The 18,994-nt window shown below is 74.0% G+C and carries 22 protein-coding genes and 1 tRNA gene; 12 read left to right on the top strand and 11 right to left on the bottom strand.

Translation table 11 applies throughout. From position 1 onward, the window contains the following. The first annotated feature begins 19 nt into the window (after nucleotides 1-19). Entirely contained in the window at nucleotides 20-646 is a 627-nt protein-coding gene (locus BLS43_RS19025; RefSeq protein WP_093086734.1) for a DUF937 domain-containing protein, read from the top strand. 18 nt (nucleotides 647-664) lie between these two features. Here BLS43_RS19025 and BLS43_RS19020 read toward each other — a convergent pair whose 3' ends face one another. Further along, nucleotides 665-1,408, bottom strand: coding sequence for a nucleoside phosphorylase (locus BLS43_RS19020; protein WP_218129896.1), 744 nt, complete (start codon nucleotides 1,406-1,408; stop codon nucleotides 665-667). 135 nt (nucleotides 1,409-1,543) lie between these two features. Here BLS43_RS19020 and BLS43_RS19015 point away from each other — a divergent pair, with 135 nt between their 5' ends. Together BLS43_RS19015 and BLS43_RS19010 are read left to right on the top strand one after the other, a co-directional pair. Then, the gene (locus tag BLS43_RS19015) at nucleotides 1,544-2,062 is read left to right on the top strand and encodes a VOC family protein (RefSeq protein ID WP_093086731.1); all 519 of its coding nucleotides are present in this window, start codon (nucleotides 1,544-1,546) and stop codon (nucleotides 2,060-2,062) included. A gap of 140 nt (nucleotides 2,063-2,202) precedes the next feature. After that, the gene (locus BLS43_RS19010; protein WP_218129895.1) at nucleotides 2,203-3,372 is read left to right on the top strand and encodes an LCP family protein; all 1,170 of its coding nucleotides are present in this window, start codon (nucleotides 2,203-2,205) and stop codon (nucleotides 3,370-3,372) included. A 41-nt stretch (nucleotides 3,373-3,413) separates the two neighbouring features. Here the strand turns inward: BLS43_RS19010 and ku are convergent, their stop codons facing one another. Further along, a complete protein-coding gene (gene ku, locus BLS43_RS19005; RefSeq protein WP_245707584.1) occupies nucleotides 3,414-4,307 on the bottom strand; it encodes a non-homologous end joining protein Ku in 894 nt (297 codons plus the stop codon). A gap of 50 nt (nucleotides 4,308-4,357) precedes the next feature. On the opposite strand from ku, the gene BLS43_RS19000 reads away from it, so the two are divergent. The 3 genes from BLS43_RS19000 (at nucleotide 4,358) to BLS43_RS18990 (ending at nucleotide 6,140) form a co-directional block, all read left to right on the top strand. Next, the gene (locus tag BLS43_RS19000; RefSeq protein WP_218129894.1) at nucleotides 4,358-5,224 is read left to right on the top strand and encodes an ATP-dependent DNA ligase; all 867 of its coding nucleotides are present in this window, start codon (nucleotides 4,358-4,360) and stop codon (nucleotides 5,222-5,224) included. A 65-nt stretch (nucleotides 5,225-5,289) separates the two neighbouring features. Beyond that, entirely contained in the window at nucleotides 5,290-5,472 is a 183-nt protein-coding gene (locus BLS43_RS18995; protein ID WP_245707583.1) for an Rv0909 family putative TA system antitoxin, read from the top strand. A 59-nt stretch (nucleotides 5,473-5,531) separates the two neighbouring features. Then, a complete protein-coding gene (locus BLS43_RS18990) occupies nucleotides 5,532-6,140 on the top strand; it encodes a putative glycolipid-binding domain-containing protein (protein WP_093086720.1) in 609 nt (202 codons plus the stop codon). 18 nt (nucleotides 6,141-6,158) lie between these two features. Here the strand turns inward: BLS43_RS18990 and BLS43_RS18985 are convergent, their stop codons facing one another. Further along, complete coding sequence (locus BLS43_RS18985) at nucleotides 6,159-6,725, bottom strand: TetR/AcrR family transcriptional regulator (RefSeq protein WP_093086717.1); 567 nt, start codon at nucleotides 6,723-6,725, stop codon at nucleotides 6,159-6,161. Nucleotides 6,726-6,788: 63 nt separating this feature from the next. Between BLS43_RS18985 and BLS43_RS18980 the strand changes: the two genes are divergently transcribed. Beyond that, on the top strand, nucleotides 6,789-7,583 hold the full coding sequence (locus BLS43_RS18980; protein WP_093086715.1) for an SDR family NAD(P)-dependent oxidoreductase: 795 nt from the start codon (nucleotides 6,789-6,791) through the stop codon (nucleotides 7,581-7,583). Here the strand turns inward: BLS43_RS18980 and BLS43_RS18975 are convergent. From BLS43_RS18975 to BLS43_RS18960, 4 genes are all read right to left on the bottom strand, one after another. Beyond that, entirely contained in the window at nucleotides 7,567-8,508 is a 942-nt protein-coding gene (locus tag BLS43_RS18975; protein WP_093086712.1) for a prephenate dehydrogenase, read from the bottom strand. The two genes, BLS43_RS18980 and BLS43_RS18975, sit on opposite strands and share 17 nt — an antisense overlap. A 121-nt stretch (nucleotides 8,509-8,629) precedes the next feature. Next, nucleotides 8,630-10,459, bottom strand: a complete 1,830-nt coding sequence (asnB, locus tag BLS43_RS18970) for an asparagine synthase (glutamine-hydrolyzing) (RefSeq protein WP_093086709.1) — start codon at nucleotides 10,457-10,459, stop codon at nucleotides 8,630-8,632. Between the two features lie 111 nt (nucleotides 10,460-10,570). Next, a complete protein-coding gene (locus BLS43_RS18965; protein WP_093086706.1) occupies nucleotides 10,571-11,857 on the bottom strand; it encodes an amidase in 1,287 nt (428 codons plus the stop codon). Between the two features lie 9 nt (nucleotides 11,858-11,866). After that, a complete protein-coding gene (locus tag BLS43_RS18960) occupies nucleotides 11,867-13,084 on the bottom strand; it encodes a M20 metallopeptidase family protein (protein WP_093086704.1) in 1,218 nt (405 codons plus the stop codon). 78 nt (nucleotides 13,085-13,162) lie between these two features. On the opposite strand from BLS43_RS18960, the gene BLS43_RS18955 reads away from it, so the two are divergent. From BLS43_RS18955 to BLS43_RS18945, 3 genes are all read left to right on the top strand, one after another. Continuing rightward, nucleotides 13,163-13,681 (top strand): tRNA adenosine deaminase-associated protein, encoded by a 519-nt coding sequence (locus BLS43_RS18955; RefSeq protein ID WP_093086702.1) that lies wholly within the window; start codon nucleotides 13,163-13,165, stop codon nucleotides 13,679-13,681. A gap of 88 nt (nucleotides 13,682-13,769) precedes the next feature. Continuing rightward, nucleotides 13,770-14,237, top strand: a complete 468-nt coding sequence (locus BLS43_RS18950) for a nucleoside deaminase (protein WP_093086700.1) — start codon at nucleotides 13,770-13,772, stop codon at nucleotides 14,235-14,237. A 26-nt stretch (nucleotides 14,238-14,263) separates the two neighbouring features. Then, nucleotides 14,264-14,351 (top strand) — tRNA-Ser (locus tag BLS43_RS18945). 102 nt (nucleotides 14,352-14,453) lie between these two features. On the opposite strand, the gene BLS43_RS18940 is transcribed toward BLS43_RS18945, so the two are convergent. Continuing rightward, nucleotides 14,454-14,762 carry a muconolactone Delta-isomerase gene (locus BLS43_RS18940; RefSeq protein ID WP_176921418.1) on the bottom strand — a complete coding sequence of 103 codons (309 nt, stop codon included), beginning with the start codon at nucleotides 14,760-14,762 and terminating at the stop codon, nucleotides 14,454-14,456. A 109-nt stretch (nucleotides 14,763-14,871) separates the two neighbouring features. On the opposite strand from BLS43_RS18940, the gene BLS43_RS18935 reads away from it, so the two are divergent. Continuing rightward, on the top strand, nucleotides 14,872-15,441 hold the full coding sequence (locus BLS43_RS18935; protein WP_093086695.1) for a TetR family transcriptional regulator: 570 nt from the start codon (nucleotides 14,872-14,874) through the stop codon (nucleotides 15,439-15,441). A gap of 34 nt (nucleotides 15,442-15,475) precedes the next feature. Continuing rightward, the gene (locus BLS43_RS18930) at nucleotides 15,476-16,276 is read left to right on the top strand and encodes a DedA family protein (protein WP_176921417.1); all 801 of its coding nucleotides are present in this window, start codon (nucleotides 15,476-15,478) and stop codon (nucleotides 16,274-16,276) included. A gap of 18 nt (nucleotides 16,277-16,294) precedes the next feature. Here BLS43_RS18930 and BLS43_RS18925 read toward each other — a convergent pair whose 3' ends face one another. Genes BLS43_RS18925 through BLS43_RS18915 form a run of 3 tightly spaced genes read right to left on the bottom strand, consistent with a single transcriptional unit; the run spans nucleotide 16,295 to nucleotide 18,920 of the window. Beyond that, nucleotides 16,295-17,290, bottom strand: coding sequence for a pyridoxal-phosphate dependent enzyme (locus BLS43_RS18925; RefSeq protein ID WP_218129893.1), 996 nt, complete (start codon nucleotides 17,288-17,290; stop codon nucleotides 16,295-16,297). Beyond that, complete coding sequence (locus tag BLS43_RS18920; protein ID WP_093086693.1) at nucleotides 17,287-18,129, bottom strand: GHMP family kinase ATP-binding protein; 843 nt, start codon at nucleotides 18,127-18,129, stop codon at nucleotides 17,287-17,289. The genes BLS43_RS18925 and BLS43_RS18920 overlap by 4 nt, the downstream gene beginning before the upstream one ends. Next, nucleotides 18,126-18,920, bottom strand: coding sequence for a Rossmann-like domain-containing protein (locus BLS43_RS18915; protein WP_093086691.1), 795 nt, complete (start codon nucleotides 18,918-18,920; stop codon nucleotides 18,126-18,128). Before BLS43_RS18915 ends, BLS43_RS18920 begins: the two co-directional genes overlap by 4 nt. Between the last annotated feature and the right edge of the window lie 74 nt (nucleotides 18,921-18,994).

Genomic DNA, 18,994 nt, shown 5'->3' with positions numbered 1-18,994 from the left:
ACACGCTAATGTCCTGCTCATGAGCCCTGTGGACGAGATCCTCAGCCAGGTGTCGCTCGGCGATCTCGCCGCCCGACTGGGCGTCGACGAGGCGACCGCGGAGTCCGCCGCACGATCGGCCCTGCCCGCCCTCCTGGGCGGCATCCAGGCCAACGCGGGCGATCCCGCCCGGGCCGCCTCGTTCGCCGCCGCGGTCCAGCAGCACGACGACACGCTGATCGACGGCGGGGTCGACCTCGCCGACGTCGACACCGCGGACGGCGAGAAGATCGTCGGCCACGTGTTCGGCGACCAGCGCTCGCAGGTCGTCAACCAGCTGGGTGGCCTGGGGCCGCTCGGCGGTGCGGCGGGTGCCGCGCCCGCCCAGGCGCAGGGCGCGCTCGGCGGCGAGGGCGGCTCCGGGCTGATCGCCAAGCTCCTCCCGATCCTGGCCCCGATCGTCATGTCCTACCTGGCCAAGAAGCTGGCGGGCGGCGCGCAGGGCGGCGGCGGCCTGCCCGGCGCCGGGGGCGGCGCGGGCGGCGGCCTGGGCGACCTGCTCGGCGGGATCCTGGGTGGTGCGGGCGGCGGCCAGCAGGGCGGCGGTGTGCTGGGCGGCGGCCTGGGCGATCTCCTCGGCGGCCTGCTCGGAGGCGGCCGCAAGTAACCGCTCCATCATGCCTCGTCAGAGGATGGTCGCCGCGTCGCAGGCGATGCCGTAGAGGGCTGCGCGGACGTCCGCGGCGCGGGTCCAGCCCCGGTGCTCCCACTCCTCGCCCGCGAGCGAGTCGCCCGCGAAGAGCAGGTGCGCGAGGCGGACGTCGCGGTGGCGGGCCACGGCGATCAGGGCGGACGCCTCCATGTCGACGACCACGCAGTCCTCCGCGACCCGCCGCTCGACGCGGCTGCGCGTCTCGCGGAAGACGGCGTCCGTGGTCCAGGTGCGGGCCACGACGTGCGGGACGTTCCCGAGCGCCGCGACGAGTGCCGCGATCCCGGCGGGGTCGGCCTCGACGACCCGGCCCGCGGGCAGGTAGTGGAAGGACGTGCCCTCGTCCCGCAATGCGGACCCCACGACGACCGCGTGCCCGACCGTGAGCTCCGGGACGAGCGACCCCGCGCCGCCGACCGCCACCGCGGCGCGCACCCCGAGCGCGACCAGCTCCTCGAAGAAGATCACCGACAGCGGGGCGCCGACGCCGGGCTGCACGACCGCGACCTCCGCGCCGTCGACCTCCACGACGTGAACCGGCCACGGGCCGAGCTCGGAGGACAGGTGGACCGTCCGGACCGGGTCCACGGCCGCGACGACCTCGGGGAAGAAGCAGAGCACCGCCCGCTCGGGCAGGGTCACCCCGCGCGGGACGACGCGGTGCGGGTCGAGCAGGGCGGGGCGGCCCAGGTCGTCCTCGAGCAGGGGGAGGTCCACGCGGAGATCGTCGCATCCGGCGGGCTCGGGTGACGGTCTCGTGCGCGAGCCGGCACGGTGGGTCGTCGACGTCGGGCGGAATGTTGCGCGTGCAACTACCGTTGACGACGACACCACGACCGAAAGGGGAGTCCGATGCCGCAGCCCGAGGGAGCCGAGCTCGAGGCGGTCCGCGCCCGGCGCAAGGACCTGCGCGACAGGTACCTCCAGGCGCCCGCCGACCGCGCGCCGACGACGGTGCAGGGTGTCCACCACATCGCGCTGATCTGCAAGGACGTCGAGGAGACGATCCGGTTCTACCAGGAGGTGCTGGGCTTCCCGCTCGTCGAGCTGGTGGAGAACCGGGACTACGCGGGGTCGAGCCACTTCTTCTTCGACATCGGGGCGGGCAACCTGCTCGGGTTCTTCGACTTCCCCGGCCACGACCACCCGGCGTTCAGCGAGACGATCGGGGCCGTGCAGCACCTCGCGCTGTCCACCTCGCCCGAGGAGTTCGAGAAGGCCAAGGCCCGACTCGACGCGGCGGGGATCGAGTACCTCGGCCCGGACCGTGGCGTGGACAACAGTCTCTACATCCGGGATCCCAACGGGGTGGGCCTGGAGTTCTACCGGGAGGAGCTCGGTCGCTTCGAGGGCGAGCCGCTGCTCGGCTGAGCCGTGGGACCGGCGGGCGCTGATTCCGACACACCGGGCAACCGGCGGGTGGTTCGCGCGTCCTAGGGATGAGGGACGGGTACGGCCGTCTCGCTACCGTGGGCTCGCACCGGGACCACCAGACGTCGGGAGAGGGCGCCATGACCGGACCTCGCGGACCCCAAGGCCCGCCGCCGCGCCGTGGCGGGGGTCCGGGGTGGACGAACCAGCCGCCCCGCCGCCCCGGCCCGCCGCCCGGGTACCAGGGCGAGGGCCCGACGCGGCGGATCCCGTCGAACCAGCCGCCGCCCCACACCCGGGTGATGCCCTCCGGCCCGCCGCCCCGCCAGGAGTATCGGCCGCCGGTGCAGACCAGGGCGCCGAAGGTGCGCAAGCCCCGCCGCTGGGGGCGGCGGATCAAGTGGATCGCGCTGGCGCTGCTGGTCGCGCTCGTGGGCTGGGGCGTGTACCTCGACCAGAACATGAACCGGGTCGAGGCGCTGCCCGCGGGGTCGACGGCGGAGTCGTCCGGCACGAACTGGCTGATCGTCGGCTCCGACAGCCGCGCGGACCTCTCCGCGGAGGACGAGGAGCGGCTCGGCACGGGAGACGCCGCGGGCCAGCGCACCGACACGATCATGCTGCTGCACTCCGGCAGCTCGGGATCGGTGCTGGTCAGCCTGCCGCGGGACTCGTACGTGCCGATCGACGGGCACGGGACGAACAAGCTGAACGCGGCGTACGCCTTCGGCGGCCCGCAGCTGCTGATCTCGACGGTGGAGGCCGCCACCGGCCTGCACATCGACCACTACGCCGAGATCGGGTTCGGCGGGTTCGTCGACGCCGTGGACGCCATCGGCGGGGTGGACCTCTGCGTGCCGCGGGCGATCAAGGATCCGAAGGCGGCCCTGGACATCCAGGCGGGCTGCCAGGAGCTCGACGGGCAGACCGCGCTCGGCTACGTCCGCACCCGGGCGACGGCGGGCTCGGACTTCGACCGGGTGCAGCGCCAGCGGGAGTTCCTGTCGGCGCTGATCGCGAAGGCCACGAGCCCCACCACGCTGGTCAACCCGTTCCGCGTCGTGCCGCTGGCGGACGCCATGACGGGCCTGATCACGGTCGACTCCAGCGACCACATCTGGAACATCGCGCAGCTCGGCCTGGCCATGCGCGGGGTGACGAACGGCGGCGTCGCCACCACGGTCCCGGTCGGCGGCACCCCGACGATCGGCGGCCAGTCGGTGGTCAGGTGGGACCGGGACCGGGCGAGCCAGCTGTTCGACAGCCTGCAGAAGGACCAGACCCCGCCGGAGTCCGCCCACGGCCCGTGAGTGGCGATAGTCGCTCCAGCGACCATCGCCACTCACGGGGGTCAGGCGGTGCGGCGTTTGCGGGTCGTCGCGGGCTTGTCCTCCTCGGAGGACTCCTTCTTCCGGCGCGCCGCGGGCTTGCGCGCGGGCTTCTTCTCGGGCTCGGGTTCGGGCTCCGGGTCGGCCTTCGCCCCCGCCTTGCCCTTGGCCGCCTCGACGCTGGCCTGGAGGGCGGAGAGCAGGTCGGTCATGGAGTCGCCCTCGTCCTCCTTCTTCGCCTCGACGGGGGCGGGGCGGGCGTCGCCGTGCTCCTTCTTCGACTCGATCAGCTCCAGCACCGCGTCCCGGTACTCGTCGTGGAAATCGGCCGAGTCGAAGTCCGCGCCCATGCTCTCGACCAGCGAGGACGCCATCTTGAGCTCCTGCGGCTTGAGGTCGACGTCCTGGTCGAGGATGTCGAACGCGGGCTCGCGGACCTCGTCCGGCCACAGCATGGTCTGCAGCACGATCACCTTGTCCCGCACCCGCAGCAGGGCGAGCGACTCCCGCTGCCGCAGCGCGAACCGCACGACCGCCATCCGGTCGGTCTCGGCGAGCGCCTCGCGCAGCAGCGCGTAGGGCTTGGCGGCCTTCGTCTCGGGCTCGAGGTAGTAGGCCTTGTCGAACAGCATCGGGTCGATCTGGTCCGCGGGCACGAACTCGATGACGTCGATCTCGTGGCCGGAGGCGACCGGCAGCGAGTCGAGGTCCGACTCGTCGAGCGTGATGAGCTCGCCGTCCTCGGTCTCGTACCCCTTCACGATGTCCGCGTACTCCACGACCTCGCCGCACACGGTGCACGTGCGCTTGTAGCGGATCCGGCCGCCGTCCGCGCCGTGGACCTGGTGGAACCGGACGTCGTGGTTCGTCGTGGCCGAGTACAGCTTGATGGGCACGGAGACCAGCCCGAAAGACACGGCACCGCTCCACATCGCACGCATGGTGACAGCATGACGGGGTGCAGCCCATGCTCGCCACTCCCGGCACCCTCCCGACGGGGCCGGAGTGGGTCTACGAGGTCAAGTGGGACGGCATGCGGCTGCTCGCGGACGTGGCCGACGGGGTCCTGCACCTGCTCACCCGGGGCGGGCGGGACGTCACCGCGAGCTTCCCGGAGCTGGCGGCGCTGACCACGGTCGCACCGGACGTGCTGCTCGACGGCGAGGTCGTCCTCCTGCAGGACGGCGTGCCGAGCTTCGCGGCCCTGGCCGACCGGCTGCACCGGCCGGTCCCGCGCCCGCGCACGCCGGTCACCTTCATGGTGTTCGACGTGCTGCGGCTCTACGGGGTCCCGATCGAGGAGCGTCCGCTGCACGAACGCCGGGCGACCCTCGAGCGGCTCGACACCTCGGGCGTCCCCACCCTGGCGTTGTCACCGACCTATACCGACGGACGGGCGTTGTGGGAGGCGACCGCGCGGCGCGGCATGGAGGGCGTCGTGGCGAAGCGGCGCGACGCGCCCTACGGCGGCCCCGGCTGGGTGAAGGTGACCCACCGCCACACCCAGACCTGCCTGGTCGGCGGCTGGCGGCCGGGGCGGGGAGTGCTGCTCCTGGGCGTGCCCGACGGCGACGCGCTCGCCTACGTCGGCCGGGTCGACGCCCGGACCGCCGAACAGACCCTGTCCGACCTGCTCAGCGGCAGTGAGCGGGCGTCCGCGCCCTTCGCCGAGCGGCCGCCGCGGGCGGACGCGGCCGGGGTGCACTGGTACGAGCCGGTCGTCGCCGTGGAGGTCGCGCACCTGGGCTGGACGGCCGAGGGCAGGCTGCGCGAGCCCGCCTTCCGGGGGGTGCGGGCGGACGTCGAGCCGGAGGAGGTCCGCCGGGAGGGCTAGTGCCTCGGGGGCGCCGGGGTGTTTGATGGCGCACGATCACGAATGCTCGAGAAGGGGGCACCACCGTGGTGGATTTCGACGCGCTCAAGGGTCAGGCCGAGAAGCTGGTGAACGAGCACGGCGAGGCGATCGAGCAGGGTGCCGAGAAGGTGGGCGAGATCGTCAAGGAGAGGTTCGGGCACGCCGAGCAGGTCGACGCGGTCGTCGACAAGATCAAGGACTTCGTCCCCGACCAGCCCGCGTCCTAGCCACACTCGGCCGATCCCGGGCGGTGCGCCCGGGCCTCCCGCTCCCTACGGTGGTGTCGATGACGACCATGCTCACCTGGCAGGCCGAGGGCAGGCCGGGCCTCGAGGGGGTCCGGGTGCACTTCGGTCCCGGCCCGCTCGGGTTCCGGGCGCTCGGCCGGATCGTGCGCCCGGATCCCTCCGGCGACCTCACGGCCTCCTACAACCTCGTCGTGCGCGAGGACGGCACGCTCCTGCGGCTGTCCGTCACCGCGGCCACGATGGCCGCCGAGAAGCACCTCACGATCCAGCGCACCGACGACGGCTTCTGGCTGCTCGACGACGGGTCCGGCTCGACCCGCGCGGACTTCGACGGCGCCGTGGACCTGGACCTGGAGTTCAGCCCGCTGTTCAACTCGCTGCCGATCCGCAGGCTGGGCCTGCACCGGGAGGCGGGTGCGGTCGAGGTGCCGATGGTGTTCGTGTCCTTGCCGGACCTCACGGTCACCACGGCCGTGCAGGAGTACCGGACGCTGCGGGTGGGTGCGGGTGACGTCCCGGCGCAGGTCGGGTTCACCTGGGAGGACTTCTCGGCGGACCTGGCGGTGGACGTCGACGGCTTCGTGATCTCCTACCCCGGTCTGGCCGCGCTGCTGTCCAGCGAGCGGGTGGACGCGGCCACGGCGTAGCCCGCGCGGCCGCCCGGGTCAGCTCCGCACCGCCGCCACGGCCTGCGCGAAGTGGGCGGCGAGGACCCCGCCCTCGGCGACCCACCGGTCGGTCGCGACGTCCAGGCAGGCCAGCGCCGCGGCGGCGATCGCGCCCGCCGCCGACTCGCCCACCGGCGCGCTCTCCGGGCGGGCCGCCAGCTCCGGGGTGAACAGGTCCACCCAGCCCTGGTGCTTCTCGGCGCGCCGGGCCCGCAGCGCCGGGGTCTCCACGCACATCCGGCCGATGGCCCGCTCCCGCGCGGGGTCCCACTCCGGCGCCGACTCCAGTTCGTCCGCCACGGCGAGCACGGCCGCCCACGGCCCTTCGGTGCGCGGGCGGGCGCGCAGCGCCGCGGCGATGCTCTCGCCCGTGCCCGCGACGGAGCGCAGCACGAGGTCCTCCTTCGTGCCGAAGTACCGGAACAGCGACCGCCGCGAGATGCCGGCGCGGGTCGCGATCTCGTCCATCGTCACCGCGTCGAACCCGTGCTCGACGAACAGGTCCATGGCGGCCGCCGCGATGTCGTCCTGCACGGTCCGCCGGGTCTGCTCCCACAAGCTCACGACCCCAGCGTAACTCACGATGCCAACCTGGCACCCAGTGTCAGGCGGGCATACAGTGCACACATGGATCACCGCAGCCAGACCGTCCTCATCACCGGCGCCAGCTCGGGCATCGGCGCGGCCTTCGCGCGCGAGGTCGCCCGTCGCGGGTCGGACCTCGTGCTCGTCGCGCGTCGGGCCGAGCGCCTCGAGGCCCTCGCCGCCGAGCTGTCCGACGTCACGGTGCACGTCATCCCCCTCGACCTCGGCCGACCCGAGGCGCCCGCGGAGCTGCTCGCCGAGGTCGACCGGCGCGGCATCGAGGTCACCGCGCTGGTCAACAACGCCGGGTTCGGCGACCACGGGCAGGTCCACGCGCAGGACCCGGACCGGCTGCAGCAGATGGTGCAGCTGAACGTCGGGACCCTGGTGGGCCTGAGCCGAGCGTTCCTGCCGCGGCTGCGGGCGGGCACGGGCTACCTGGTCAACGTCGCGAGCGTGGCCGCGTACCAGCCGATCCCGAACATGGCGGTGTACGCCGCGTCGAAGGCCTTCGTGCTGAGCTTCACCGAGGCGCTCTGGTACGAGACCAGGGGAAGCGACCTGCGGGTGCTGTGCCTGTCCCCGGGGCTGACCAGCACCGAGTTCCTCGACGTCGCGGGGGACGCCGCGGCGGGCCGGGCGACGGCGATGCAGACCCCGGAGCAGGTCGTGGCCACCGCCCTGCACGCCCTGGACGGCCGCTCGACCCCGAGCGTGGTGTCGGGTCGGGTCAACCGGGTGACCTCGAACCTGCACCGGCTGTTCCCGCGGCGGCTCGGCGTCGAGCTGACCGCCCGGGTGACGGCGAGCGGGGAGCCCGCTACTTCCAGCCGCTGACCACGTCTCCCCGGCGGCCGAGCTCGCGGAGCTCCGCCAGGGCGTTCGGGCCCTCGAGCGACACGGCGAGCCCGAGCGGCTCGCGGGTGGACTTCCAGCGCTGCCGCGCGAGGTAGCCCGCCTCGACGGTCGCCTTGAGCCCGCCCGTGGAGGCCAGCGCCCCGCGCATGACGCCGAGGCGGCCCAGCGCCTCGTCGACCGCGGCGAGCAGGGCGGGCCGGTTGCCCTCGCACATCGCCAGGGTCAGCTCCGGCCGCGTGCCCGCCACCCGGGTCCCGTCGGCGAACGAGCTCGCGGACAGGGCGAGCGCCAGGTCGTCGTCCGGGTCCCCGGCGCCGACGCTCGCCAGGACCGCCGCGAGCAGGTGCGGCAGGTGCGAGATCCGCGCGACGGCGAGATCGTGCTCGTCGGACGCCGCGGGCACGACCCGGGACCCGCAGGCCCAGGCCAGCTCGGCGACGTCCCGCCACACCTCGAGGTCCACCCCGTCGTCGGCGATGACGACCCATGCGGCGTCCCGGAACAGCGCGCCGTCCCCCGCGGCCCAACCGGACTCCGAGGTTCCGGCCATCGGGTGCCCGCCGACGTACCGGGCCCGCGGGGCGTAGGTGGTGACCAGGTCCTGCACCGCCACCTTCACACTCACGGCGTCGGTGAGCCGGACCGTCGGGGCGACGGCGTCGACCCGGGTCAGGATCTGCTCGACGGCCGGGAGCGGCACGGCGACGACGACCAGGGCGTCGGCGTCCGCGGCCTTGCGCAGCGCGGCGTCCAGGTCGGTGTCGACGTCGAACCCGTCCGCCTGCGCGGCGGCCGCCGTGCCGGTCGACCAGGCGACGCCCCACACCTCCCGACCCGCCGCGGCCGCGGCCCGCATCAACGATCCGCCGATCAGCCCGGTCCCGACGACACACAGCGCCCGCATGGCGGAGCAGCGTAGCGCCCACCCGTCATCGAGCCGTGAGCGGCGATGGTCGCTCTAGCGACTCCGCTCGCCCACCCCGCCGCCTCCGGCGGCTGCCGACCCCCGGCCGCCGCTCACGGGTTCAGGTGAGGTCGAGCTGCACGTCGTAGTCGCGGAGCCAGGCGTCCAGGTCGAGGACGCGTTCGAGCTGGGTGCGGGCGCCCATGTCGTGGGTGCCCGTCATCGGACCGTCGATGCGGGCGGCGACCCGGGCCCGGTCGATCAGCGGCTCGACGGGGGACCCGTGGCGGAGCAGGTCGGCGGCGCGTTCGCGCAGCGCCTTCTCGTAGGTCTCGTCCTGGGTGGACGGGTAGGGGCTCTTCACCCGCTGCACCACCGACTCCGGCAGCAGGTCCTTCGTGGCGTGCCGGAGCAGGCTCTTCTCGCGGCCGTCGAAGGTCTTGTGCGACCACGGCGTGCCGAACACGTACTCGACGAGCCGGTGGTCGCAGAACGGCACGCGCACCTCCAGGCCCACGGCCATGCTCATCCGGTCCTTGCGGTCGAGCAGGGTGGGCAGGAAGCGGGTCAGGTAGAGGTAGCAGATCTCGCGCATCCGGCGTTCGTGCGGATCGTTCGCCGCGGGACCGGTCAGCTCGGGAACCTCGGACAGCGCGCGGCGGTACTGCGCATCGACGTAGTCGTCGAGGTCCAGATCCACCGCCAGCAGGCTCGGGCCCTGCTTCATCATCCGGCCCGCGATCCACGGGAAGGTGTCCGCGGCGACGGTGTCCGCGTCGTGGAAGTCCCGGTAGCCGCCGAAGACCTCGTCGGCGGACTCGCCGGACAGCGCCACCGTCGACTGCGCGCGGACCGCCTTGAACAGCAGGTAGAGCGAGGAGTCCATGTCCCCGATGCCCGCCGGGATGTCGCGGGCGTGCAGCGTCGCGGACCGGACGGCCGGGTCCATCAGCTGGTCGGTGGTCAGGCGGATGTCGGTGTGGTCGGTCCCGACGTACTCGGCGACCTCGCGGACGTACGGAGCGTCGGGCGTGCCCCGGACGTCGTCGGGGGTGAAGTCCTCCTCGTAGCCGGTGAAGTCCACCGCGAACGACCGCACGGCGCCGTCGGTGTACTGCTGGGCGAGCGCGGTCAGGGCGCTGGAGTCGAGGCCGCCGGAGAGCAGCGTGCCCAGCGGGACGTCCGCGATCAGCTGGCGCTTCGCGGTGTCGTCGAGCAGCTCGCGCACCCGCCGGACCGTGGTCGGGACGTCGTCGGTGTGGCCGGTGTCCTGCAGCTGCCAGTACCGCTCCTCCCGGACCCCGGCGCGGGACACCCGCACCAGGTGACCGGGCGGGACCTCGCGCAGTCCGGCGAACACGGCGTTGGACGGGTCGTGGACCCAGCTCAGCAACCGGCGCAGACCGTCGCGGGTCACCCGCCGCTCCACCGCCGGGTCGGCCAGGATCGCCTTGGGCTCGGAGCCGAACCGGACGCCGTCGGCGGTGGGCAGGTAGTACAGCGGCTTGACGCCGAGTCGGTCCCTGACCAGCAGCAGCTCCTCCGCCTGCGGGTCCCAGACGGCGTAGGCGAACATCCCGTTCAGGCGGCGGACCGCGTCGGCACCCCAGTCGCGGTGCGCGCGGAGCACGACCTCGGTGTCGCTGTCGGTCCGCCACGGGCCGCCGAGCTCCGCGCGCAGCTCGCGGAAGTTGTAGGTCTCTCCGGAGTAGACGATCGCGAGCTCGGGCTCACCGTCCCGGCGCGCGTCGAGCCGCATCGGCTGCGCGCCGCCGGGGAGGTCGATCACGGCGAGCCTGCGGTGGCCGAGGGCGGCGTGCCGGTCCACCCAGGTGCCTTCGGCGTCCGGGCCCCGGCAGGACATCGTCGCCGTCATCGCGTCGAGGACCGCACGTCGCTCCGGCGCGCGCTGGTCCGCTCGGAAGTCGACCCACCCGCAGATGCCGCACATGCCTGCCGCCTTTCGTCGCAATCTGTTACGCCTGTGTTACTCGATTGCAAGACGAAACGTTGCTCAATGCAACAGCAGCAACGGTGTTACGCGGTGAGGTCGATCACTGGCTCAGCGTTCGAGCACGCCCGCGACGCGCAGGATCCCGCGCTCCTCCAGGCGGCGGCCGACGATCTGGACACCGGCGGGCAGGCCCTCGTCCGGAGCCGGGACGGAGATCGCCGGCCAGCCGGTCAGGTTGAAGGGGCAGGTCAGGTCCAGCAGGTCCGTGCGGACCGGATGGCCCTGCGGGGTCCGCCGCTCGCCGATCGGGGTCGCGCGCAGCCGCGTCGTCGGGGCGATCAGCACGTCCATGTCGGCGGTGGCCGCCGCGAACTCGGCCGTCAGCCGACGACGGGTGCGCTGGGCCGCCACGTACCGCCAGGCGGGTGCGTCCGCGACCGCGCCGAGCCGCTCCGCCGTCTCGGGCTGGTAGGGGGCGCCGTCGGCGAGCCACCGGCGGTGCGTGGCGTAGGCCTCGGCGCTGACGATGTCCGCATAGACCCCGGCGAGCTCCGCGACGAAGGGCGTCCGGATCTCGAAGATCTCCGCACCCGCCTTCTCGAGCAGCCGGATCGAGGCGTCCAGCGAGAAGTCGTGGGCGTGCCAGTACTCGTCGACCAGCACGCCGACGTGCGCGCCGGAGATCCCGGGCGGCTGGATGCCGCCGCCGGTCCCGTCCGGGCGGGACAGCACGTCCCACGCGACCGCGGCCGAGTGCGTGTCGGCGGCCAGGACCCCGACGGTGTCCAGGGTCTCGGCCAGCGGGAACACCCCCTCGGTCGACAGCACGCCGAACTCGGGCTTGAGTCCGACCACCCCGCAGAGCGCGGCGGGGGTGCGCACGCTGGCGCCGGTGTCGGTGCCGAGCGCGAGCGGCACGTACCCGGCCGCGACGGCCGCCGCGGACCCGGAGGACGAGCCGCCGGTGATCCGGGTGGGGTCGTGCGGGTTGCGCGTCGGGCCCGCGGCCGAGACGTCCCCGGTGGTGCCGTAGGCGAACTCGTGCGTCGCGAGCTTGCCGACGATCACCGCGCCCGCCTCGCGCAGCCGGGTGATCACGGGGCCCTCGCCTTCGGCGGGGGTGTCCGCGGTGACGGCCGAGCCCGCCCGCGTGGGCAGCCCGACGACGTCGAACAGGTCCTTCACCCCCACCGCGACCCCGTGCAGCGGGCCGCGCCACTCGTGGCGGGCCAGCTCGGCGGCCCGTTCCTCGGCCACCCGCTCCGCGTCCGGCGCGATCGCGACCACGGCGTTCAGCGGGTCGTCGCGGAGCCTGGCCAGCGTCTCGCGCACGTGCTCGACGGGGGAGAGCTCCCCGGAACGCAGGGCCAGGGACAGATCGCGGACGCTCAGCACACCCCGATCTCACCCCATGGCGAGGGCGGCGTAGAGGGCGACCCCGGCGGGCATGGCCGACTCGTCGAAGCGGACGCGGGCGGAGTGGTTGGGCGCGGCCTCGTGCGGCGCGGTCCCGGGCGGGCAGGCACCCAGGAACGCCAGCGCGCCGGGCACCTTCTGCAGGACGTACGCGAAGTCCTCCGCGCCCATGATCGGGGTCGGCATGGTGTGCACCCGGGTGTCGCCGAGCAGCCGCCTGCCGGTGTCCGCGAGCCGCGCGGTGGCCGCCGGGTCGTTGACCGTGACGGGGTAGCCGGGCTCGATCGCGACCTGCGCCGTGCAGTCGTGGGCGAGGGCGGTGTGGGTGCAGACCCGCTCGATCTCCCGGCACACGGCCCGTCGGACGGGCTCGGCCATCGTCCGCAGCGTGCCCTCCAGCTCGGCGGTCTCCGGGATGACGTTGTCCGTGGTCCCGGCCGTGATCCGGCTGACGGTGAGCACGGTGGGATCGTGCGCGTCCACCTTCCGGGTGATCATCGTCTGGAGCGCGCCGACCATCGCGGCGGCCGCCGGGACCGGGTCGACGGCGTGGTGCGGGGCCGAGGCGTGCCCGCCGCGGCCGGTGACCGTGACCCGCAGGACGTCCGCGGCCGCCATGATCGGGCCGGGCCGCAGGTGCAGTTCACCGGTCGGCATGGTCGCGCTGACGTGCAGCGCGAACGCCGCGTCCGGACGTCCGCCGGGACCGTGCCGCGCCAGCAGCCCCTCGTCGATCATGTGGCGGGCGCCGTGGAAGCCCTCCTCGCCGGGCTGGAACATCAACACGACCCGGCCGGAGATCTCCTCCCGCCGCTCGCAGAGCAGCCGCGCCGCGCCCGCCAGCATCGCGACGTGCAGGTCGTGGCCGCACGCGTGCATCCGGCCCGGGACCTCCGACGCGAACGCGACGCCCGCGCCCTCCTGTACCGGCAGCGCGTCCATGTCCGCGCGCAGCAACGTCGTCCGGCCCCGGCGCGCGCCGTCGAGGACGGCGACCACGGAGGTGAGGTCGCGGCCCCGGTGCAGGGTCAACGGCAGGTCCGCCAGCTCCGCGATCAGCAGGTCGCGGGTGTGCGGCAGCCGGAGCCCGAGCTCGGGCTGTCGGTGCAGCGCCCTGCGGAACGCGACCGTGCGCGGCTGCAACGCCCGGGCGGCGCCGAGGAGAGCGGCCGGTGAACTCGGCAGCGCGCGCTGGAGGTCGGGCATCCCCCGATCCTGTCACCGCGGTGACGTCCACCCGAATTGTGGTTTGTACCACACCGGAAAGCGGCCTACCGTGGGGACATGCCCGTGCAGAGCGTCGAGGCGCCGACCCAGGTGAAGGGTTCGTCGCTGCCCGGATACGCGGTCGCCGCGATCCGCGAGGAGGGGCGCTGGCGCTGTGTCCGCCTGGAACCGGACGCGCTCGTCGACCTCGACGCGGCGATCACCGAGCTGCGCGGGCTGCGCTCCACCGGCGCGGTCGTCGGCCTGCTGGACGTGGACGACGAGTTCTTCGTGCTGCTGCGCCCGGTCCCCGGCGGCGTCACCCTGATGGTGTCCGACGCCGCGGCCGCCCTGGACTACGACGTGGCCGCGGACGTGCTCGACCTGCTGCGGATCGACCTCCCCCCGGACGAGGACGCCCTCGACGACGACCCCTGGCCCGAGGGGGACCTGGCGATCCTCGCCGACTTCGGCCTGCCCGCCGAGGAGCTGCACATCCTCGCGGGCGAGCTCGAGCTCTACCCGGACGAGCAGCTGGCCGTGATCGGCCGCCGCTGCGGGTTCGGCGACCAGCTCGCCGCCCTCGTCGGGCGCTGACCGCGACTCCCGCACGCGGGAGTCCCCTCTCGAACACGCGAGTCGGACATCGGGGCGGTGCGAGTCGGACGCGCGGCATCATGGGCGCGTGCACCCCACCCCGACCGACGTGGCGCTGCTCGGCCGCGCCCTCGACGTCGCGCGGGGGGCCCTCGCCAGTGGCGACGTGCCGATCGGGGCCGTGGTGGTCGACGCCGACGGCCGCGAGCTCGCGGCCGCGGCCAATGCCCGGGAGGCCCTCGGCGATCCCACCGCCCACGCCGAGGTGCTGGCCCTGCGCGCGGCGGCGGCGGTGCGGGGGGAGTGGCGGTTGGCCGGCTGCACCCTCGCGGTGACCGTCGAGCCCTGCACGATGTGCGCGGGCGCGCTCGTCCTCGCCCGGGTCGAGCGGGTGGTGTTCGGCGCTTGGGAGCCGAAGACGGGCGCGGCGGGCTCGCTGTGGGACGTCCTGCGCGACCGGCGGCTCACCCACCGACCCGAGGTCGTGGGCGGGGTCCGGGCCGAGGAGGCCGCCGACCTGCTGCGCGGGTTCTTCGCGGGGGGCCTGCGGGACTGAGCGGCCGGGCTTGTAACCTTGTCGGCGGTAGCGTGTCCGAGCGGCCGAAGGAGCGCGCCTCGAAAGCGCGTGAGGTGCAAGCCTCCGTGGGTTCAAATCCCACCGCTACCGCCAGCCCTGCCAGGGCGAACGCCGGGCCTCCCACGCGGGAGCGCCCGGCGTTCTCGTCTCCGGTCTCGGTCCGCGCCCAGGAGGGGCGTCCTGCGTCTCGGCGCGTCATGCAGCTCCCGCGGTGGCGCGCAGCGAGGTCGGGAACGCCGGGTGGGCGGCCAGCGCGGTGATCTCGATCGAGTGGTAGCGGAAGATCGGCAGCGTCCGGAGTGACGCATCGAGCGCCTCGGGACTCTCGGCGTTCCAGATCCCCACACTGGTGCCGCTGTCGGGGAGCCGCCACAGCCACGCGATCGTGCCCGAGCCGATGAGCGCCGTCGCGACCTCGCGCTCCCGCGCCATCAGCTCGTCGCGTTCCTCGGCGGACAGCGTGGACAGTTCTCCGGTCGGCGTCGCCTTCACGAGGTAGTTCACGGTGACCCCCAGGATCGTCGAGCGACAAGGCACGCGGGATGTGATGTCGTGATGTGACATCACCGTACTGCTGATGTCGTGGTGTGTCATCACCCTGTACCGTCGACCCGTGCCGAGGTGGGAGCAGGGCAGCGAGGAGCGACTGCGGGCAGCCGCCCTGCAGCTGTTCCGCGAGCAGGGGTTCGAGGACACCAGCGTCGTCGAGATCGCGCGGCAGGCCCGGGTCACCAACCGCACGTTCTTCCGCTACTTCTCCGACAAGCGCGAGGTCCTGTTCGCCGACGCGGACGGCCTGCGCGCGGCCCTCGTGGAGCGGCTCCTGCAGGTGCCCGATGTCGCGGATCCGCTCCGGGCGGTGGTCCGGGTGCTGGCCCGGCACGACTGGGAGGGCCTCGCTCCGCGCCGTTCCCTGCGGGAGCGGCAGGCCGTCATCGCGGCCAATTCGGAGCTCCTCGAACGCGACCTGGTCAAGCAGCACGTGATGGCGCTCGGGTTCGCCGACGCCCTCGCGCGGCGGGGGGGCGACGAGCGCGCGGCGCGGGTCGCGGCCCGGGTCGGGGTCCAGGTGTTCCTGACGGCCTACGAACAGTGGCTCGAGGCGCCCGAGGGCGGCGCGGACCTGGCGCAGATCAGCGAGGACCTCCTGTCGACGCTGGGTTCACGGACGGCCGCTCGTTGACCGTGCCGCAGCGGCATGGTGTGAACTGGTCCGCATGACGGGGAGAAGGCGGCGCAAGGACTACTCGCCCGAGGAGATCGAAGAGGCCAAGCGGGCGTGGCGGGAGGCCATGCCCTGGGACCACCCGATGTCGCGCGGCGACAAGGTCCTCGTGTTCTCGACGCTCGCCGTCCTCGTGCTGATGCTCGGGTCGATGCCGTTCCGCCCCTTCCTGATCGCGGAGCACCCCATCGCGCTCAGCGCCGTCACCGGCAGCCTCTCCGCGGTCGGCGCGGGTGCGGCGTTCGCCCGGATCGGCGAGGGCGACCTGTGGCTGGTGGTCGCGGCGGGCGTGTTCGGGATGGTCAAGTTCGACTGGCTGTTCTGGTTGGCGGGGCGGCGCTGGGGCGAGAAGATCATCACGCTGTGGGCGCCGGGCGCGTTCGCGCAGCGGTTCGTCGCGCGGGTGCGGTCCTGGCCGCGCTGGGCGATGCCGCTGGCCGTCGCGGCCTCGGCCCTGCCGGGCATCCCCGCACCCGCCGTGTTCGCCGTGGCCGGGCTCTCCGGCATGCGCGTGATCCCGTTCCTGCTGGCGGACGCGCTCGGGGCCCTGGCGATGACCGGCCTGGTCGCCGGGCTCGGATACGGGATCGGGCAGCACGCGGTGGACGTCGTGCTGCTCGTGGACCGGTACGCGCTGTGGGTCACCCTCGGCCTGATCGTGCTGGTCACGGTGCGGGCGACGATGACGAGCGTCAAGCAGGACAGGGCCCGCAAGGCCGCGCAGTTCGAACAGACCGAACAGGCCGAACAGGCCGACGCGGAGAAGGAGGCCACCCGAGGTCGTGAGTGGTAAGTGGTGCTCTGGCACCACTTACCACGCACGGGCGCCGTCAGGCGCGGGTGCGCCCGCCCACTCCCGACGGGACCAGGGGAGGGCGAGGCGGTCCTCGTGCGGGGCGAGGTGGTCCAGCGGGACCGCCTCGGCGTGCCGCGCGAACACCGCCTCGACGTACCGGTGGCCGGTGTCGGGGGAGACGAACACGGTGGTGCGCTCGGCCGAGCGTTCCCACCGGGCCGCCAGGTAGGCCGCCCCGGACGACAGCCCCGCGAACACCGCGTGCTCCCGCAGCAGGGCCACCACGCCGGACAGCGCGGCGCCGAAGCCCGTCCAGTGGATCACGTCGTACGCGCGGTGCCGGACGTTCCCGAACGGGATCGAGCTGCCGATGCCCGCGATCAGGATGTCCGGGTCGGCCACGCTCTCGCTGCCGAACGTCACGCTCCCGAAGGGCTGCACGCCCACGAGCCGGACCGGCCCGGTCTCGCGCAGATAGCAGGCCAACCCGCCGGTCGAGGCGCCCGACCCGACCCCGCCGACCAGCGTCAGCGGGGTCGGGCCCAGCGCCGCGCGGACGCGCTCGGCGACCGCGCGGTAGCCCAGGTAGTGGATCTCGTCGTGGTACTGGCGCATCCAGTGCAGCCGCGGGTCGGCGGCCAGGAGCTCGCGGATCCGGGCCACCCGCCGGGACTGGTCGAGCTTGAGGTCCGTCGAGCGCGGCATCCGCTCCAGGGTGGCGCCCAGCAGGCCGAGCTGGAGCTCCGTCGGCCGGTCCACCGTGGTCGACCCGACGATGTGACAGCGCAGCCCGTGGCGGTGGCAGGCCAGCGCGAGGGCCACCGCGTAGATGCCCGACGAGCTGTCCACCACCGCGTCCCCGGGGGCGACCGCGCCGGTGTCCAGCAGGTGCCGCACGGCGGCGTCCGCACTGAGCACCTTCATCGTCTCGAAGCGCAGGCAGAGCAGGTCGGGGGCGAGGCGGATCAGGTCGGGTCGGCCGAGCGCGTCGGCCGCGTGGTCGTCGATCATGCGGGCACCAGGTCGCCGACCAGGAACGCCTCGGTGACGGGCAGGCCCTCGGCCCGCAGCGCGGCCGCGGCGGGTCCGGGGTCGTCGGCCGGGTCGAGGAGCAGCCCGGCGACGTTCCCACTGTGCGCGACCTGTACGCCCAGCGCCCCCGCCCGCTCCGCGGCCCGCAGCAGCGGACCGAGGTCGGAGCGGTTCAGCCGGGCGCTCGCCGTGGCCACCCGCGCGACGCCCGCCGCGTCGCCGCGGTCCAGCGCGGCTCGCAGCCGGGCCAGCAGGATCGCGTAGGCGCGCTCGTGCCGCAGCGGCGGCGCGGTCGCGGGGGTGTCCACCGGCCCGCCCAGCATCGACCCGACGACCCGCAGCGGCGGCAGCGCGTCGGCCAGGGTCTCCAGCACGTGGCCCTCGCGGGGGGCGAAGAGCCGGACCCGGACGTCGTCGAACATCAGCGGGTCGCTCGCGGCCTCCGCCGCCACGGCGATCCGGGCGATCTCGGCGGCGGCGAGCTCGACCGCGTGGCCGCAGGCCACCGCCCGGATGGTCGCCACGACGTCCGCGGTCGAGGAACCCATCCCCAGCCCGGGGGCCACGCCGCCGGACAGCACGACCCGCCCCCCGACGCCGTCGGTGAGGCGGGCGCGGGTCAGCTCCGCGGCGCGTGCCGCCTTGGGACGGTGCCCGGGGCCGACCGTGATGCTCGGGCCCGGCCCCGGCTCGAAGCGGGCGTGCACCCGGCGGCCCGGGTACGGGAGCGTGACCAGGCCGGGGCGGAGCACGCCGTCGGCGCCGCGGAAGGCGCCCTGCAGGAGCTCGCCGTGGTGACACGGACAGGACCCGCTCACGGCTGGGCCCGGTAGCGGTAGAGCACGGTCGGGTCGGCGCTGAACTGGGAGAACGGGAACGGCTCCGCCGAGAGCGCGGTGACGCCCCGGCCGACGAACGCCCGCGCGACGGCCGCGCCGGTCTGCGCGTAGATCGTCAGCGGTATCCCGCGCGCCCGACACTGCGCGACGATCCCGTCGAAGGTGCCGTTGGCCAGCGTCATCCCGGTGGCGACGACGGCGTCGGCCCGGTCGATGACCTCCTCGGCCGAGTCCGAGACGACGTCTCCCCACTGCGTGGTCCGCAGGTCGAGATCGCACGGCAGGCACTCGGCGCCGCGGTCGCGGATCGCCGCGACCAGCGGGTTCACCACGCCGATCAGCGCGACCCTGGCGCCTTCGGGCACGTCGAGCAGGCCCGCGACGGCGGCGTCCCGCGCCACGGCCCGTTCCTCGGGCGTCCCGTCCGGCAGCGTGACGCGTTCGGGCACCGGGTCGTCGCGGAAGGGCAGCTCGGCGGCGAGCAGCGCGTCCAGGGCGGCGATCCGCACGGGATGGGGCGCGGTCTCGAGCAACGTGGTGATCGGGCTGCCGGAGAGGTCCTGGCAGGCCGCGGGATCGAGCTCACCCGCGCGCACCGAGGCGGCGCCGAACGCCCGGCCGCAGCGGACCAGCACGTAGTGGTTGCGGTAGGTCACCGCGCCGCCCGCGAGCCGGGTGCCGTGGCCGATCCAGAACACGCTGGTGGCGACCCGGTCGGTCGACTGCGCGAACAGGTCGGCGACGGAGGGGACGGTCAGGGGGGAGGGCATGGCTTAAATGGGTATCATTTTCATTAAGCGGACGACAGGGTGCCGACGGTCACGCTGGCTTTTGCGAGGTTCGT

The sequence above is a fragment of the Pseudonocardia oroxyli genome (assembly GCF_900102195.1).
Classification (GTDB): Bacteria; Actinomycetota; Actinomycetes; order Mycobacteriales; family Pseudonocardiaceae; genus Pseudonocardia; species Pseudonocardia oroxyli.
The sequence above is the reverse complement of the archived record's forward strand: the minus strand, read 5'-3'. Positions and strand labels throughout refer to the sequence as shown.